At 63.1% G+C, this 15,769-nt stretch carries 13 protein-coding genes and 2 pseudogenes; 7 read left to right on the top strand and 8 right to left on the bottom strand.

Annotated elements, in window-relative coordinates:
• The first annotated feature begins 405 nt into the window (after nucleotides 1-405).
• From K225_RS0115910 to K225_RS22825, 3 genes and pseudogenes are all read left to right on the top strand, one after another.
• Nucleotides 406-2,523, top strand: coding sequence for a TonB-dependent siderophore receptor (locus K225_RS0115910; RefSeq protein WP_026437331.1), 2,118 nt, complete (start codon nucleotides 406-408; stop codon nucleotides 2,521-2,523).
• Between the two features lie 4 nt (nucleotides 2,524-2,527).
• A complete protein-coding gene (locus K225_RS0115905) occupies nucleotides 2,528-3,238 on the top strand; it encodes a PepSY-associated TM helix domain-containing protein (RefSeq protein ID WP_081679715.1) in 711 nt (236 codons plus the stop codon).
• Nucleotides 3,239-3,400: 162 nt separating this feature from the next.
• Nucleotides 3,401-3,538: pseudogene (locus K225_RS22825) on the top strand (IS630 family transposase); the annotation flags it as partial.
• 4 nt (nucleotides 3,539-3,542) lie between these two features.
• Here the strand turns inward: K225_RS22825 and leuD are convergent.
• Genes leuD through K225_RS0115880 form a run of 4 tightly spaced genes read right to left on the bottom strand, consistent with a single transcriptional unit; the run spans nucleotide 3,543 to nucleotide 7,575 of the window.
• Complete coding sequence (gene leuD / locus K225_RS0115895; protein ID WP_026437329.1) at nucleotides 3,543-4,220, bottom strand: 3-isopropylmalate dehydratase small subunit; 678 nt, start codon at nucleotides 4,218-4,220, stop codon at nucleotides 3,543-3,545.
• On the bottom strand, nucleotides 4,217-5,650 hold the full coding sequence (gene leuC, locus K225_RS0115890; protein WP_026437328.1) for a 3-isopropylmalate dehydratase large subunit: 1,434 nt from the start codon (nucleotides 5,648-5,650) through the stop codon (nucleotides 4,217-4,219). The genes leuD and leuC overlap by 4 nt, the downstream gene beginning before the upstream one ends.
• Nucleotides 5,647-6,552 (bottom strand): alpha/beta fold hydrolase, encoded by a 906-nt coding sequence (locus tag K225_RS0115885; RefSeq protein ID WP_026437327.1) that lies wholly within the window; start codon nucleotides 6,550-6,552, stop codon nucleotides 5,647-5,649. Before K225_RS0115885 ends, leuC begins: the two co-directional genes overlap by 4 nt.
• Before the next feature lie 36 nt (nucleotides 6,553-6,588).
• Nucleotides 6,589-7,575, bottom strand: coding sequence for a tripartite tricarboxylate transporter substrate binding protein (locus K225_RS0115880; RefSeq protein WP_034713035.1), 987 nt, complete (start codon nucleotides 7,573-7,575; stop codon nucleotides 6,589-6,591).
• Between the two features lie 124 nt (nucleotides 7,576-7,699).
• Here K225_RS0115880 and K225_RS0115875 point away from each other — a divergent pair, with 124 nt between their 5' ends.
• Entirely contained in the window at nucleotides 7,700-8,623 is a 924-nt protein-coding gene (locus tag K225_RS0115875) for a LysR family transcriptional regulator (RefSeq protein WP_026437325.1), read from the top strand.
• Nucleotides 8,624-8,728: 105 nt separating this feature from the next.
• Here the strand turns inward: K225_RS0115875 and K225_RS0115870 are convergent, their stop codons facing one another.
• Nucleotides 8,729-9,121, bottom strand: coding sequence for a hypothetical protein (locus K225_RS0115870; RefSeq protein ID WP_155885292.1), 393 nt, complete (start codon nucleotides 9,119-9,121; stop codon nucleotides 8,729-8,731).
• Between K225_RS0115870 and K225_RS22820 the strand changes: the two are divergent.
• A pseudogene (locus tag K225_RS22820) lies at nucleotides 9,054-9,266 on the top strand (transposase); the annotation flags it as partial. The gene K225_RS0115870 and the pseudogene K225_RS22820 overlap by 68 nt on opposite strands.
• Before the next feature lie 108 nt (nucleotides 9,267-9,374).
• On the opposite strand, the gene K225_RS0115865 reads toward K225_RS22820, so the two are convergent.
• From K225_RS0115865 to pcaB, 3 genes are read right to left on the bottom strand one after another with little or no spacing between them, the layout of a single operon-like run.
• Nucleotides 9,375-10,880: a fumarate hydratase gene (locus K225_RS0115865; RefSeq protein WP_026437323.1), complete on the bottom strand. Its 1,506-nt coding sequence runs from the start codon at nucleotides 10,878-10,880 to the stop codon at nucleotides 9,375-9,377.
• Nucleotides 10,881-10,886: 6 nt separating this feature from the next.
• Nucleotides 10,887-11,864, bottom strand: a complete 978-nt coding sequence (locus tag K225_RS0115860) for a tripartite tricarboxylate transporter substrate binding protein (protein ID WP_026437322.1) — start codon at nucleotides 11,862-11,864, stop codon at nucleotides 10,887-10,889.
• A gap of 38 nt (nucleotides 11,865-11,902) precedes the next feature.
• A complete protein-coding gene (pcaB, locus tag K225_RS0115855; protein ID WP_026437321.1) occupies nucleotides 11,903-13,273 on the bottom strand; it encodes a 3-carboxy-cis,cis-muconate cycloisomerase in 1,371 nt (456 codons plus the stop codon).
• Nucleotides 13,274-13,398: 125 nt separating this feature from the next.
• On the opposite strand from pcaB, the gene K225_RS0115850 reads away from it, so the two are divergent.
• Both K225_RS0115850 and K225_RS0115845 read left to right on the top strand, forming a co-directional pair.
• Nucleotides 13,399-14,130 carry a GntR family transcriptional regulator gene (locus K225_RS0115850; protein ID WP_026437320.1) on the top strand — a complete coding sequence of 244 codons (732 nt, stop codon included), beginning with the start codon at nucleotides 13,399-13,401 and terminating at the stop codon, nucleotides 14,128-14,130.
• Between the two features lie 234 nt (nucleotides 14,131-14,364).
• Nucleotides 14,365-15,591 carry an IS256 family transposase gene (locus tag K225_RS0115845; RefSeq protein ID WP_026437319.1) on the top strand — a complete coding sequence of 409 codons (1,227 nt, stop codon included), beginning with the start codon at nucleotides 14,365-14,367 and terminating at the stop codon, nucleotides 15,589-15,591.
• Nucleotides 15,592-15,769: the final 178 nt, after the last annotated feature.

Here is a 15,769-nt window from a genome sequence, read left to right as displayed (position 1 = left end):
GTTTTCTGGTGGCGGTCCGTTCATGGCCTGCCCCATTTCATGCACTTCACCGGAAGCAGCGCCCAGCCGATTTGCCGCTCAAACCGCACGTCTTCTATGGGGAACGCCTATCGAACGCACACTCCCGGCCCAGTTGAGCCGTTCACGGATGGCCGCTTACAGGTGTCCGGCCGGTGCATCAGGGACAGCAGTGGATGGTCGCTACACCAGTTGCCCGCACATCATTGCACCCTTGCGAACAAGGCATTTCTTGAATGTAAAGATTGTGTAAAACGAGATTGATTTGCATTTACAATGCGCACGCTTCCACAGCGCAAGACAGGTAGTAGCCATTTGACGCCGGGATATGTACCTGGTCGATATCCGCCATGCCGAACCAAACAAGCTTTATTCGACAAGGCATCCATGACATTCAGGTATTTGCCGCTGGTAGCGGCACTGGCACAGGCGTTTTCCGGCGGGGCAGTGGCGCAACAAGCGCCTGAGCCTACATTGAAGGAGGTTCAGATTCGCAGCGATCGCGAATTGGACCCCGCTTACAACCCACCGACAGCCACCAGCGCGACAAAGATCGAAGCGCCGTTGCGCGACATTCCGCAGACGGTGAACGTGGTGCCCCAGAGCCTGCTGCGGGACCAGGCCGCGCAGTCCATGCAGGATGCGCTCAAGGTCGTGCCTGGTGTGGGCCTGTCCCATGGCGACGGCCAGCGCGATCAGGTCACGATCCGCGGGTTCTCTGCCATTGCCGACCAGTTCGTGGATGGCCTGCGTGACGATGCACTGTACTTCCGGGATCTGTCCAACATCGAGCAGGTCGAGGTGCTCAAGGGGCCCGCGTCCGTGCTCTACGGCCGGGGCTCTTCGGGCGGCCTGATCAACCGCATTACCAAAAAGCCGGGCATCAACCTGAGCGAAGTGGGAGTGACGTTGGGCAGCTGGAATCAGCGTCGCGGCGAGTTCGACCTGGCGCGCGCGCCGCAGGACAGTCGCTTTGCTTTCCGCATCACCGGTGCGCTGGAACGCACCGATAGCTTCCGCGACCCGCAATTCCTGGATCGGGAGGCGCTGGCAGCCTCGTTGCTGTTCAAGGCCAGTGCGGACACCAGCGTGCTGCTGCAGATGGACCATCTGAAGGACAGCCGCATCACGGACTTCGGCATCCCGGCCTTGAACGGCCGGCCCGTCGATGTTCGAGCGGGCGCCTACTATGGCGCCGCCAATGCGCGGGATGTGGACGTGAGCACCTCCAAGGTCGATTCGGTCGGCCTCACGCTCAATCACCGCTTCAACGACAGCCTGTCGCTGCGCAATGCCTTCCGCTACTACACCTACTCGCTGGATCGCAACAACACGCTGACGCGCAGTGTCAACGCGCGGGATCTCACGTTCACGCTCAACCATGGCAACGTTTACCGCGATGAGCACGGCTGGTTCAACCAGACCGAACTGGCGCAGAAGACGCAACTCCTCGGCATGAAGCACCAGGTGTTGTACGGCGTTGAACTGGGACAGCAGAACAAGGACGTGGTGAACTTCTCGGCGCCAGTGACCGACGCCAACGGCAGGATCCGTAACTTCGCCTTGTTCAACCCAGCGCTGCCGACACTGCCACGCAGCACATCCCAGACGCCGGGTGCGAACAACCTCGGCACGTTCAAGACCCTGGCGTTCTACGCCCAGGACCTGGTGGAGCTCAGCGCGCAATGGAAGGCCCTTGCCGGCTTGCGCTACGACCGCTTCGAGCAGGAAACCTACGAACGCATGCCTGGTAAATCGAATCTGGGCAGGACCGACACCTCATGGAGTCCCCGCATCGGCCTGGTCTACCAGCCTTCGACCACCTGGTCGTACTACGCCTCGTGGAGCAAGTCTTTCCAGCCATCGGGCGAGGCCTTCTCCCTGGCGGCGAACAATGCGCAGATCGCCCCCGAGGAAACGACCAACCAGGAGGTGGGGGTCAAATGGGATCTGCCGGACGGAAAATCCTCATTGACGGCGTCGCTGTTCAAGCTGGAGCGCACCAATATCAAGAGCACCGATCCGGTGACCAACACCCTGGTGCCCCTGGGTGTGCAGCGTACCAATGGGCTTGAATTGACCTTTGCTGGCGAGCTTGCCCCCACTTGGCAGCTCTGGGCCGGTTATGCCTTCCTGGATGGCGAGATGACCGCCTCGCCCGCCGTTGACGCCGGCCAGCCCGTGCAGGGCAAAAGGCCTACGCTGACCCCCCGGCACAGCGCCAACCTCTGGGTCACCAAGGCGCTGGGCCACGGCTTCGGTCTGGGTGGCGGCCTGAACTATGCCGGCGCCCGGTTCGCCAACCCCGGCAACACGGTCACCTTGCCTGGCTACACCACGGTGGACGCCATGGCCTACTACCGCATGGGCTCCTGGGATATGCAGCTCAAGCTCAACAACCTGTTCGATCGCCGCTATATCGTGGCGGGCCATGGCAGTTCGCCCAACCTGAACCTGCCGGGTGCCCCGCGCTCGGCACAGGTTGTTGCACGCTACCGGTTCTGAGGCCATGCAGCAAGCCATTGACATCGCTTCACGCCAGGACCTGGAGGCCACGGCGAGGCCGCATCCCGCAAAGCCCCGCGGGGGTGGTCACCTGTTCATGCCGGCGCGCTGGCATCGGCCCGCCGTGCTCAAGTGGCTGCGGCGCACGCATGCCTGGCTGGGAATGTGGGGCGGCGTCCTGGGCTTGCTGTTCGGCACCACTGGCCTGCTGCTTAACCACCGGGCCACGATGAAAATTCCTGGCCCGGCCTATGCCAACACGCAATGGCAGCTCAGTCTTGACCGGAAGCCCGACAACATTGATGCACTGGTTCTTCACCTGCAGCATGAGCTGGGTATTGCCAAGCCACCGCATCAGAAAAAAGTGGCGCCGGCCGGGCCTACCCCCTGGCCTGGGGCGGTACAGCCTGAACATTGGGTGATTGCCTTCGCTACGCCCCGGGCCACGGTGAACGCCGAGTACTGGGTGGGCAACAACTCGGTGTCGGTCAAGCGCATGGACCCGAATCTGTTGGCACGGTTGAATCGGTTGCATATGGCCACGGGCGCTTCGGTGCCCTGGATCCTGCTGACCGATACGCTGGCCGGTGCCTTAATCGTACTGTCGCTGACGGGTGTGCTGTTGTGGACCAAGCTGCACGGCAGCCGGTTGCTTGCACTGGGCCTTGCGGGCACTAGCTTTGGACTGTTGCTGCTTTTAGGGGTATCTGCCTGAAGCTGCATGGCATGCCTGAATCGCGGACAACCCATCCGCCCCCATCCGATTTCCTGACGCAGGCGGCGCTAGGGCTTGGCGACGGATGCGCTCAAAACAGACCGAGCAGAATGCCCGGCATGGCATTCATCGCGTGGCTCGACCTCGACCCGCGCAAATGATATCGGTGAGAGGCATCGGCGCCATCGCAGCAGCGAGTTCCTGCAGTTCCTGCCCACCGTCGAGGCCAATGTACTCAGCGATCTGGACGCGCATCTGGAAATGGACAACGATGGGATGTGCAAGACTGGACACATCCGCAAGGCTAGCGCTGAGTCAGGGCCGACAGCCGCTCCCGCGTCACCTGCGCCACGTCTTTGAGCCAGGGTTGTGCCGCCCAGTGCCTGGCGGCAAAAGCATTGATCTGCTCGGCATAAGACAGCGACGCGCCAATGACGTCCAGTCCCTGCAAGAACATGCGCTGATGCCGATCTGAAAGCGTGAAGCTCGCCTGATGCTGCGCGCTGCGCACCAGGCGCTGCTGCACGTCGATCTCCAGCGCCAACGGACCTGACTGTTGTGCGGCTTCGTGCATGAAGGCCTGCACATCCGCCTCCGGCACCATGGCCAGCAGCAGCCGGTTGTTCAAAGCATTGGAGTAGAAGATTTCGCCAAAACTCGATGCCACCACGGCCTTGAAGCCGTATTGCTGCATGCCCCACACCGCATGCTCGCGGCTGGAACCACAACCGTAATTAGAGCCCGCAATCAGCACATCCACCGCCGCGTAGGCGGGCTGGTTGAGCACGAAGTCCGGGCGCGGCTGGCCTGCGTTATCGAAGCGCAGGTCGTACAGCAAGCCGGGGGCCAGGCCCGACTTGTCAATGCCGCGCAGAAACTGCTTGGGCATGATCTGGTCGGTGTCCAGGTTGGGCGTGGCCAGCACGGCGGCGTGGCCGTGCAGCACCGTGTTGTCGGTGGGGGTTGCGGTGCGAGCAGTCATGCGTGAAATGTCTCCAGGGTGCGCACATCGGTGATATAGCCGGTAACGGCCGCGGCCGCGGCCATGGCCGGACTCATGAGGTGGGTGATGGCCCCTCTGCCCTGGCGGCCCTCGAAGTTGCGATTGGTGGTGGAGGCACAGCGCTGGCCTGGTGCCAGCACATCGTCGTTCATGGCCAGGCACATGGAACAGCCGGGTTGGCGCCATTCAAAGCCCGCAGCCTGCAGGATGCCAGCAATGCCCTCAGCCTCGGCCTGGGCCTTCACGGCACCCGAGCCGGGCACGACCATGGCGCGCACGCCTGGCGCCACATGGCGTGTGCCCACCACTTTCACCACTTCGCGCAGGTCTTCGATGCGCGCGTTGGTGCACGAGCCGATGAATACATGCTGCACGGGCACCCCCTGCAGGGCCTGCCCCGCGCCGAGCGCGGTGTAGCGCAATGCTTGCTCTGCGCTGCTGCGCTGCACGGCATCCAGCATGCTGGCAGGCCGTGGCACGGTGGCGTTGATGGCCATGGCCTGGTCGGGGCTGGTGCCCCAGGTGACAAAGGGGGCTACCTCACTCGCATCCAATCGGTGCTCCACCTCAAACACGGCATTGGCGTCACTGTGCAAGGCGGCCCACTGCGCCAGTGCGCGGTCGCGCAGATCGCCGGCAATGTCGGGGGCGCGGGCCAGCACGTAGTCCACGGCCTTGTCATCTGGCGCAATCAATGCACCGCGGGCACCCGCCTCCACGGCCATGTTGCACAGCGTGAACCGCGCCTCCACGGACAGGGCGCTGATGGCGCTGCCGCAAAACTCCACGGCATAGCCGCGCGCGCCCTGGGCGCCAATGCGGCTGATGACCATGAGGATCAGGTCCTTGGCCGTGGTGCCCGGCGGCAGACGGCCATCCACACGGATGCGCATGTCCTTGGCCATGCGATAGACCAGGGTCTGCGTGGCCAGTACATGCTCGACCTCGGAGGTGCCAATGCCAAAGCCCAGGGTCCCCAGTGCGCCATAGGTGGTGGTGTGGCTGTCGCCGCAGATGATGACCATGCCCGGGCGCACCATGCCATGTTCGGGCGCGACCACATGCTCGATGCCCTGCAGTGGGTCGTTGGTGTCAAACAGCGGGATGTGGTGCCGATCACAGTTGGCCTTGAGGTTGCTGGCCTGCAGGGCCGACGGTGGGTCCTGGATGATGCGGTGGCGCACTGGGTGGGTGGGAATGATATGGCTCACCACGGCAACGTTCTGGCCCGGCACGCGCACGCCGCGCCCAGCCTCGTGCAGGCCTGCAAAGGCCTGGGGGCTGGTGTATTCGTTCATCAGGTGCAGGTCGCAGAACAGCAGCACGTTCTGCTCGTCCAGCGCCGCCACGGTGTGCGAGGCCACCAGCTTCTGGTAGAGGGTTTGGCCGGGTAGGGAGGGGTGGGTCATGCGTCGGTTTCCAACAAGAAAGGCAAGGCGGCTGCCAGCAGGGCTTCAGGCGCCTCTTCGGCGATGTAGTGCCCGCAGGGCAAGGCATGGCCACGCACGTGGGCCGCCACGCGTTGCCACTCGGTCAGCGGTTTGAAGCACCGGTGCACCACGCCCTGCTCGCCCCACAGCGCCAGCAGCGGCATGCCAAGCCGGTGTCCCGCGTCGCGGTCGGCGCGGTCATGCACGAGGTCAATGCCTGCAGCAGCGCGGTAGTCTTCGCAGATACCGTGGGCGGTTCCCGGCAGCGCCAGGCAGCGGGTGTACTCGGCCAGTGCCCGTACATCGAACGGTGCCAGGCCCGCGCTGCGGCGACCCATCACATCGCGGATATAGGCTGCCGGGTCGGCCTCTATCAACCGCTCAGGCAGAGGGGCCGGCTGGATCAGGAAGAACCAGTGCCAGTAGGCGCGGGCAAAGGCGTCGCTGGTCTGCTCGTACATGGCCAAGGTGGGAGCAATGTCCAGCAGCACCATGCGGCGCACGGCGCCGGGGTGGTCTGCCGCCAGCCGGTGCGCCACGCGCGCACCCCGGTCATGCGCCAGCACCGCAAAGCGGGAGTGGCCCAGGTGCTGCATCACAGCCAGCATGTCGGCGGCCATGGTGCGCTTGCTGTAGTTGGCGTGATCCGCGTCTCCCACAGGCTTGGCCGATTCGCCATAGCCCCGCAGATCCGCCAGCACCAGCGTGAATTGCCGTGCCAGCGCAGGCGCCACCTTGTGCCAGATGGCCGAAGTCTGGGGGTGCCCATGCAGCAGCAGCAAGGGGGGACCATTGCCGCCCACCAGCGTCTGGATTTGCTGGCCGTCGGGCGTGGGGATGCGCTGCCGGGCAAAGCCGGGGAACAAGGGGGTGTCGGTCATCGGAGCTAACGTGGTTCGGTCGGCCAGTGAGGCGCATCATTCGCTGGTGATACCGCGCTCCTTGATGAGCTTGGCCCACAGAGGCATTTCCTTTTCCAGTCTGGCGCGGGCTTGCTCCGGGGTGGAGGGCATCGGGTCAAAACCGTCCTTGGCCATGCGCTCTTTCAGCGCCACGGTGCCGAGCGCCTGGTTCAGTGCGGTGTTGAGCTTGTCGACGACGGGTTGGGGCGTGCCCGCCGGGGCGAACACGATGAACCAGGTTTCAAACGAATAATTGGGCAGGCCCGCCTCGGCAATGGTGGGCACATCGGGCATCAGGCCCGAGCGCTTGGGGCCCGTCACCCCCAGGGCGCGCAATTTGCCGGCCTGTACATGCGGCTGTGCCGCCGACAGCACCGGAAAACTCAGCGCCACCTGGCCCGATATGGTGTCGATCATCGCCGGGCCGCCGCCCCGGTAGGGAATGTGCACGATGGGCACGCCCGCCACCGCCTTGAACAGCTCGGCAGACATATGAAAGGTGCTACCCGCCCCGGCCGAGCCATAGGAATACTTGCCCGGTTGCGCCTTGAGCAGCGCCACCAGTTCCTGGATGTTCTTTGCTGGCAGGCTATTGTTGACCACCAGGACATGCTGCGAGCTGGCCACCAGACCAATGGGGGTCAGATCTTTGAGGGTGTCGTACGGCATCTTGGCCGTGAGCGCGGGGTTGATGGCCAGCGATACGGTTTGTAAGCCGATGGTGTAGCCATCGGGGGCCGCCTTCGCCACCATGTCCACCCCGATGTTGCCACCGGCGCCCCCCTTGTTCTCAATAAAGATCGAACCTCCCAGCGCCTTGGCCCATTCATCGCTTACCAGCCGTGCGGCAATGTCGGCACTGCCGCCGGGCGCATAGGGCACCACCAGCTTGATGGCCTTGGTGGGGTAGGCCTGCGCCAAGGCCGCGGTAGAAAGCAGCGCAAACGCCGCTGCGACCGCCGTGCGACGGGTCAGTGAGGGCCAGACGTGGATTCGGTTCATGGGGTTGTCTCCTGCAGAGGATTGTTGGGCACTGCCTGAGGCGCATCTTATGGGTGATTGAAAACAACATAAAGTCATTCAAAATTACTTTATTCATAAATCAAAGTAACGAATAACCCCACCGATGAACAGTTTCACAGACCTGCGCTTTTTTGCGCTGCTGATGAAGGAGGGCAGCCTGGCTGCTGCCGCTCAGCAAATGGGCATTACCCCTCCGGCCGTGAGTCGGCGATTGGCTCAACTGGAACATCGGCTGGGCGTGCGGCTGCTGCACCGAACAACCCGCCGCATCAGCTTGACACCAGAAGGCGAAACCTATTTGCTGGACGGCGCCCGCATCCTGAGCGACCTGGAGGCACTGGAGCGCACAGTAGCGGGCGCACGCAGTTCCCCGCGAGGTCTCATCAAGCTGGCCGCCACGCTGGGCTTTGGCCGCGTGCACATTGCTCCGGCCCTGTCGGGTTTTGCACGGGCCTACCCCGAAGTGGAGGTTCAACTGCACCTCACCGACCGTCCGGTGAATCTGGTGGAGCAAGGGCTGGATGCAGCCGTGCGCTTCGGGGAGCTGCCAGACTCGCGCCTCACAGCGCGCAGGCTTCTGGCTAACCAGCGCGTGCTGTGCGCGTCACCTGCTTACCTGGCAGGAGCGGGGGAACCCGCCCAACCTGCCGACCTGCTGGCACACCAGTGCATCGTGATCCGCGAAAGCGATGAAACCTACGGCACCTGGCACCTGCTCCAGGGAGAACGGCAAGAAACGGTGAAGGTGCGCGGCATGCTCAGCACCAATGACGGCGGTGCCGCCACCACCTGGGCCCTGGACGGCCATGGCGTGCTCATGCGCTCTGAATGGGATGTTGCACCCTACCTGGCTTCGGGCCAGCTGCGGCGTGTGCTGTCCGGCTGGGCATTGCCAGCCGCCGATGTGACGCTGGTTTACCCGACCAAGAGTGACCTGTCCGCCAAGACACGCGCGCTGGCGGAATTCTTGCGGGACTGGTTTGCTCAGGGGATTCCGATGCGGACGGAAATTTTCCCAGACCGCTGACCGTTCACGGATCAGGCAGATTGACATCCTTGCGGTCGTCCATGGACGAGCCCGTGCTTTTCCGCTCGAGCCTCTCCAATTACGCAAAGATGACCGCCCGTCTGCTCATGCAAGGGCAAAGCCTTCTTGCTGCGTGACAAGACCGATGCGATGGATGCACAGGCAATCTGGGTGGCGGTGCAACCGCCGCACATCTTGCCGGTCCCCGTGAAATCGGAGCGCCAGCAAGCCTGTCTGGCTCTGCACGGCATGCGCCGTTAGATGATGAAGATGCGCATCATGCCAACCCATGCCCTGCGAGGCATCCTCGCCGAGTTCTGCATTGCCATGCCCATAGGGCACAACCAATCGCTCAAGACGATCCAGGCTGAAATCGCCGAGGCCCAGGAGAAGGGCCACCTGCCTGCCGATCTGGTCTGCTGCATCCAGGATGCGGCTCAGACGCATCGATGGCTTGCCAGAGGACATCGACCACATTGGCCAGCGGCTGGTGGCCATGATCCTAAAGGACCGACAGATGCGGGCCATCCAGCAGATTCCTGGCATCGGAGACCTGACAGCCTCTGCGCTGGTGGCGGCAGTCGGGGACTTCTGCGCATTCAAATCCGCTCGGCAGTCCGCCCCATGGGTAGGGTTGGTCCCTCGTCACGCGGGCACCGGCGGGACGACGCAGCAGTTGGGCATCTCCAGGCGTGGAGAACCTCTCCACCACGCCGTTGGTTCTCGGGGTCCTGGGCTTTGGCAAGCGGTATCAGTTCGAGCCCGGAGGCTGGGCGAACGCATGAATCGTCCTGCCGCGGCTATCCACCGCCACCGTCACCGGGAAGTCGGCCAACTCGAACTCGTGGATCGCCTCCATGCCCAAGTCCTCGAAGGCCAGCACCCGTGCCGCTTTGATGGCGCGGGACATCAGGTAGGCCGCGCCGCCCGTGGCGCAAAGGTAAGCGCCCTGGTGACGACGAATCGACTCAATAGCCTCCGGCCCACGTTCGGCCTTACCAATCATCGCCACCAGGCCCGCGCACGCCATGAGCGGTTCGACAAAGCGGTCCATGCGTGTGGCTGTGGTCGGCCCCGCTGGACCGACAGCCTCTCCTTCGATGGCGTCGACAGGCCCTACGTAGTAGACGACGCGGCCTCGCAGATCCACCGGCAACGGCTCGCCCCGATCGAGCAGGTCGACCAGGCGCTTGTGCGCTGCATCGCGCGCAGTGAGCACCTTGCCCGAGAGCAGCAGCGTTTGGCCAATGCGCCATTGCGCCACTTCGGCAGAGGTTAGCTGGTCGAGGTGGACGCGCAACGCGTCGGGAACATCAAAACGGTCGGCAATGCCGTCCCATACTGCGGGGTCGGACTCGCCGATACGCGCCGGGCCGCTCCCATCTAGTGTGAAGCGCGCATAGCGCGTGGCCGCACAATTGGGGATCAGAGCGACCGGAATGGTGGCGGCGTGGCAAGGCGCGGTGCGCACCTTCACATCAAGCACCGCCGCAGTGCCGCCCAGGCCCTGAGCTCCGATGCCCAACGCGTTGACCCGCTCGAACAATTGCAGGCGCAGGGCTTCTTCGGCACAAGTGGCACCTTGAGCCTGCAGCAGATCCATGTCGATAGGGTCAAACAGCGAGAGCTTTGCCAGCAGCATGGCTTGCTCTGGCGTTCCACCGATGCCTATACCCAGGGTTCCTGGCGGGCACCAGCCGGCACCCATTCCAGGCAGCTGAGAAATCACCCAGTCGGCCACGCTGTCGCTCGGATTGAGGGTGGCAAAGCGCGCCTTGACATCGCCGCCGCCCCCCTTGGCCACCACCAGCACCTCCAGGGCATCGCCCTCGACCAGCTCACAATGCACCACGGCGGGCGTGTTGTCGCGGGTATTTGCGCGCTTGCCCAATGGATCCGCCACCATGGTGGCGCGCAGGGGGTTGTGCGGGTCCCGATAGGCGCGGCGTACGCCCTCGTCGGCTACGGCCTGAAGGCTGTGCGGTGCCTGGCCGTCACGCCGGAAGAACTGCACGCCGCAGCCGATACGCAGGAACACCTGGCCCACACCGGTGTCCTGACACAAAGGCCGGCGGCCCAAGGCCGCCAGCCGGCTGTTCACCAGCAACTGCTCGATGGCGGCGCGTGCGGGGGGATGGGTCTCCGCATCGAACGCGCGCCGCAAGGCACGCACGAAATCCGGCGGGTGGTGGTGGCTGACATATTGAAAGGCGTCAGCCAGGCTGCCCTCAAGGTCTTCCTGCGCAATGCGGGTCATAAAAGGTCAATCGAGTTGAATCTTGGCGTCGGTAACGACTTTGCGCCAGCGCTCCACTTCAGCGGCGGTGTGCTTGGCGAAGGCATCGGGAGCGTACTGCGCTTCTGGCAGCAGGTGGATGCCTTGGCCTGCCATGCGGGTGGTCCAGGACTTATCGGCCAGCGCCTTGATGTATGCCTGGTGCATCTTCTGCACAACGTCCTTGGGTGTGCCCTTGGGAGCATAGAGGCCGTACCAAGTGGCCGCTTCGAAGCCAGCAAGGGTTTTTTCAGCGAGGGGCGCAACGCCTGGGTACTGCTGCGGCATCGGCGTGAGCGAGGTGAGTCCGATGGCGTTCAAACGATTACCTTGCACTTGGGGCAGCGCGGTATTGCTCTGATCGAACATGGCGTCCACCTGGCCGCCGATCAGATCGTTGATGGCAGGCGCGGCACCTTTGTAGGCCACCTGCGTTACGTCGATGCCAGCTTTAGCCGCAAACAGCGCAGCGATCAGATGCGAGGTCGAGCCCACGCCGGCGTTGCCGAAGTTCACCACACCCGGCTTCGCCTTGGCAGCGGCAATCAATTCTCCTGCGGTCTTGTGGGGCGAGTTCTTGCCGACCAGTAATACCAGCGGGGTGTCGGGAAAGCGGAATACGGTCTCGAAATCCTTGACCGGGTCATAGGCCAGCTTCTTGTACAGGGCTGGACCTGCTCCCATGTAGCCCATATGGCCCACCAGGAAGGTGTAGCCGTCGGGCGAAGCCTTGGCCGCCTTGGCTGCGCCGATAGTGCCTCCCGCACCAGCGGCGTTTTCGATGATGACCGGTTGTCCGATTTGTTTGCCCACTTTATCGGCAATGTCACGTGCCATGGCATCCGTGGGGCCACCAGCTGCAAACGGAACGATCCAGGTCATGCTTTTGGTGGGCCAGGCTTGGGCCTGTGCCAGCTGTGTGGCCAATGCAAGGGCAGTTACGCTCAGAATCCTGGTGAGTTTCATGGTGTGTCTCCGGTAATGGTCGGGGGGGGGAAGAGGATTCAACGGGGCAAGGCCGCGGAGGCCGCCAGGGCGCGGTCGACCATCTGCGGGGACAGGCCCAGGTAGTTGGCCGGGTCGGTGAGGCGGTCGAGGGCGGCGCGGTTGAAGTGCGCGGTGACGGCTGGCAGGGCCGCCAGTGCTTCGGCGAGCGAGCCGCCCTTTTCATTGACGGTGCGGCAAGCGTCGTAGACGACGTCATGCGCCTGCTGGCGGCCAATGGCGGGGGCCAGACCCATCATCACGGCCTCGGCCACGATCAGGCCGCGGCTGATTCCGAGGTTGCGCCGCATTTGGTCGGTGTCGACGATCAGCCCGCCCAGAGCGAACTTGGCCTGGTGCAGCGCGCCGGCGGTGAGGATGAAGCTCTCGGGAATGGCGATCCACTCGGCATGCCAGGGGCCAGTGGCGCGCTCGAAGTCCTGGATCATCGCGTCGACCATCAGGCCTGCGTGTTGGCGCACGCCCTTGGCAGCCGCCAGCATCAGCTCGCTGGAAATAGGGTTGCGCTTTTGCGGCATGGTGCTGCTGGCGCCCCGGCCCTTCACGAAGGGCTCGTAGACCTCGGCGAACTCGGTCGAGGCCATGATCATGATGTCCAGCGCAATCTTGCCCAGCGAGCCGGTCACCAACGCCAGCAGGTTCACAGCCTCAGCGAAACCATCACGCGCCACGTGCCAGGTGGTGACAGGCACGGCCAGCCCCAGTTCTTCGGCCAGCGCCTTCTGAACTTCGAGACCCTTGTCGCCCAGCGAGGCCAAGGTACCGGCGGCGCCGGCAAACTCTACGCAAAGCACGCGCTCGCGCAACTGGGATAAACGCTGCTGGTGGCGGTCAAACATGGCCAGCCAGATCGCAACCTTGTACCCGAACGTCACGGGCAGCGCTTGCTGCAGATGGGTGCGGCCCGCCATGGGTGTGTCGCGGTGTTTTTTCGCCAGATCGGCAAGGATGCCACGCAGTGCGCGGATATCTGCTTCCACGATGTCCAGGGCATCACGCACTTGCAGGACATTGGCGGTATCCATGATGTCCTGGGTGGTGGCACCCCAGTGCACATAGCGTCCTGCCTCGCCACACATTTCCACCAACTGATGCACCAGCGGCAGGATGGGATAGCCCACGATGTCGGTCTCGTGGCGCATGTGCTCGAAGTCGATACGATCCAGACGCGATTCGCGGGCGATGACTTCGGCAGCATCGGCGGGAATCACACCGCACCGTGCTTCTGCACGGGCCAGTGCCACCTCTACCTCGATGTAGCGCGCAATGAGGCGACCATCTGAGAACACTTCGCGCATGGCAGGTGTGCCGAAGGCGTCGCGGAACAGGATGGAGTCGAGAACAGTGCTGGATGCAGGGGCGAGTGACATCAGAAGGATCCGGAATATGTTGACAAAATGCGAACATATCAATATGTTCGAATGAATCAAGTGTAGATATGTTCGAACAAATGAAAATCAGGGATTACCCTGGTGTTCACGCCCTGCCCCCCCGAATGACCAAGACCACCCATACCGACCTTTCTCGTCAACTGGCCGAGGCCATTGCCGCCGGCAAGTACCCACTCGGCACACTTTTACCTACCGAGTTCGATTTGTGCGAGGAACATGGTCTGAGCCGCTACGCGGTCCGCAAGGCCCTGGATGAGTTACAGGAGCTGGGGCTGATTTCGCGGCGCAAGAATGTGGGGACGCGGGTGGAGGCATTGCGACCTGCTGCCGGCTTTACCCAGTCCATTGCCACGGTCGACGAATTGGCCCAGTTCGGAGCGCGCCATGTGCGTGTAATTCGCTCGACCGAGCAGATGGTCGCTGATTTGGCTTTGGCCAAAGAGCTAGGCTGCGAAGGGGGAACACGGTGGCTGCATATCTCCAGCCTGCGCATGGACGACACCCCCAAGGCCAGGCCTATTTGCTGGACTGACGTTTACGTTGATGCGGCGTTTTCGGATGTCGCCAAGTTGGTGCGCAAATCGCCCGAAATCTTGATCAGTTCGTTGATCGAAGCCCGCTACGGGCGTGTCATTGCGCGCATCAAGCAGGGTGTCGATGCCATCCTGATGCCGGCGCACTTGGCGGGGGAGTTGCAGGCAGAAGCTGGATCTCCTGCCCTAAAGATCACGCGCCGCTACTTCGACACTGGTGGTGAATTGCTGGAGATATCAAGATCCGTTCATCCGGCCAGCCGCTTTACCTTTTCGATGGAGATGAACCGCTCCAGGGAGTAAGCCCCGCTTGATCAAGACCAGCCGTCCCAGTCTAAAGGGACAAAGTCGGCTCAGGCTTGGGGCTACCAGTTCGGCTTTGTGACCAGGCGTTCGTTCGCTGGTGGACCACGCAGCCGGCTGTCAGGGGCCGGGTTACGAGGGTGAAGCAGTCGTACTAAAGGCCGAGAGGGTGTGCAGAATTTTGTGTAGACGGACAATCCACCGCCGGCGCAAGCCGGCCAGTCCGTAAGCACAATGAGCACCAAGAAACACGACGTACTGCAAGAACTGCTGGCGAAGCTTCTGGCCGATTACAAGAAGCCTGAAGACCTGATTGGCGAGAACGGTCTTCTCAAGCAGTTGATCAAGTTGTTGGTGGAGCGAGCCTGGGACGCCGAACTGACCGAGCACCTGGGCCACGAACGCAACGAAGCGGTGGCCAATCCCACTGGCAACACCCGCAACGGCAGGAGCAAGAAGACCCTCAAGGGCGATTTCGGCAAATTGCCCATTGAGGTGCCACGCGATCGCCACGGCAGCTTCGAGCCGCAACTCATCCCCAAGCACCAGACCCGTTGGTCGGGGTTCGACGACAAAATCATTTCGCTGTACGCCCGTGACATGACGGTGCGCGAGATACAGGCACACCTCGAAGAGATGTCCGGCGCCGAGGTCTCACCCAGTCTGATTTCCTCGGTGGCCGATGCAGTGGCCGATGAGGTCAAGGCCTGGCAGGCCGGACCGCTGGAGCCGATTTACCCCATCGTCTACCTGGACTGCATCCATGTGAAGGTGCGCGAGGGTGCGGTGCGCGTCAAGGCGGTGTACCTGGCCATCGGCATCACCATGACGGGCGACAAGGAGGTGCTGGGCCTGTGGCTGGCCCAGACCGAAGGCGCCAAGTTCTGGCTGCAGGTGGTCACGGAGCTGCGCAACCGCGGTGTGCAGGACATCTTCATCGCCTGCGTCGATGGGCTTAAAGGTTTTCCCGACGCGATTGAGGCGGTGTTCCCCAGGGCCGTGGTGCAGCTGTGCATTGTTCACATGGTGCGCCACAGCCTGAACTACGTCTCGTGGAAGCGTTGCAAGGAGGTGGCTGCCGACCTGCGCCGCATCTACACGGCCGCCACCGCCGAGGAGGCCGAGTTGATGCTCGGTGAATTTGAGGACCGCTGGGATGCCGAGTGCCTACCCATCGGCAAGTCCTGGCGCCGCAACTGGAGCCGGCTCATCCCGTTCTTTGACTACCCGCCGGAAATCCGCAAGGTCATCTACACGACCAACGCCATCGAGTCGGTGAACATGAGCCTGAGGAAGCTGACCAAGAATCGGGGTTCGTTCCCCAGTGACGAGGCGCTGACCAAGTTGCTCTATCTGGCCCTGCGCAACATCAGCCAGAAGTGGACCATGCCCATCCGCGATTGGAAGGCTGCGCTGACGCGATTTACCATTCAGTTCGCAGACCGCATCTCCGTCAACTGAAGTCCGAACCGTTTACACAAAAATTCGGACACGCCCCCGCATGGGCTGGTGCCCATGCCAGCCAATCGCCCGATTTCGCTCCAACCCTTGGGGCAGCGGTCTTTGCGGGCGGTCTGCGGCGTTGCGGCGCTTGTGGATAGCCGGGCTATCCACTGCGCACCGCGCCTTGCATCCCATC

The organism is Acidovorax sp. JHL-9 (genome assembly GCF_000426205.1).
In the GTDB taxonomy this organism is placed as follows: Bacteria; Pseudomonadota; Gammaproteobacteria; order Burkholderiales; family Burkholderiaceae_C; genus Acidovorax; species Acidovorax soli.
This window is presented reverse-complemented; position numbering and strand designations above follow the sequence as displayed.

Bases quoted from the DNA above. Each gene is read 5' to 3' on its own strand.
- K225_RS0115910 (WP_026437331.1), top strand. From the start codon at position 406: ATGACATTCAGGTATTTGCCGCTGGTAGCGGCACTGGCACAGGCGTTT.
- K225_RS0115905 (WP_081679715.1), top strand. From the start codon at position 2,528: ATGCAGCAAGCCATTGACATCGCTTCACGCCAGGACCTGGAGGCCACG.
- leuD (WP_026437329.1), bottom strand. From the start codon at position 4,220: ATGACTGCTCGCACCGCAACCCCCACCGACAACACGGTGCTGCACGGC.
- leuC (WP_026437328.1), bottom strand. From the start codon at position 5,650: ATGACCCACCCCTCCCTACCCGGCCAAACCCTCTACCAGAAGCTGGTG.
- K225_RS0115885 (WP_026437327.1), bottom strand. From the start codon at position 6,552: ATGACCGACACCCCCTTGTTCCCCGGCTTTGCCCGGCAGCGCATCCCC.
- K225_RS0115880 (WP_034713035.1), bottom strand. From the start codon at position 7,575: ATGAACCGAATCCACGTCTGGCCCTCACTGACCCGTCGCACGGCGGTC.
- K225_RS0115875 (WP_026437325.1), top strand. From the start codon at position 7,700: ATGAACAGTTTCACAGACCTGCGCTTTTTTGCGCTGCTGATGAAGGAG.
- K225_RS0115870 (WP_155885292.1), bottom strand. From the start codon at position 9,121: ATGGCCACCAGCCGCTGGCCAATGTGGTCGATGTCCTCTGGCAAGCCA.
- K225_RS0115865 (WP_026437323.1), bottom strand. From the start codon at position 10,880: ATGACCCGCATTGCGCAGGAAGACCTTGAGGGCAGCCTGGCTGACGCC.
- K225_RS0115860 (WP_026437322.1), bottom strand. From the start codon at position 11,864: ATGAAACTCACCAGGATTCTGAGCGTAACTGCCCTTGCATTGGCCACA.
- pcaB (WP_026437321.1), bottom strand. From the start codon at position 13,273: ATGTCACTCGCCCCTGCATCCAGCACTGTTCTCGACTCCATCCTGTTC.
- K225_RS0115850 (WP_026437320.1), top strand. From the start codon at position 13,399: ATGACCAAGACCACCCATACCGACCTTTCTCGTCAACTGGCCGAGGCC.
- K225_RS0115845 (WP_026437319.1), top strand. From the start codon at position 14,365: ATGAGCACCAAGAAACACGACGTACTGCAAGAACTGCTGGCGAAGCTT.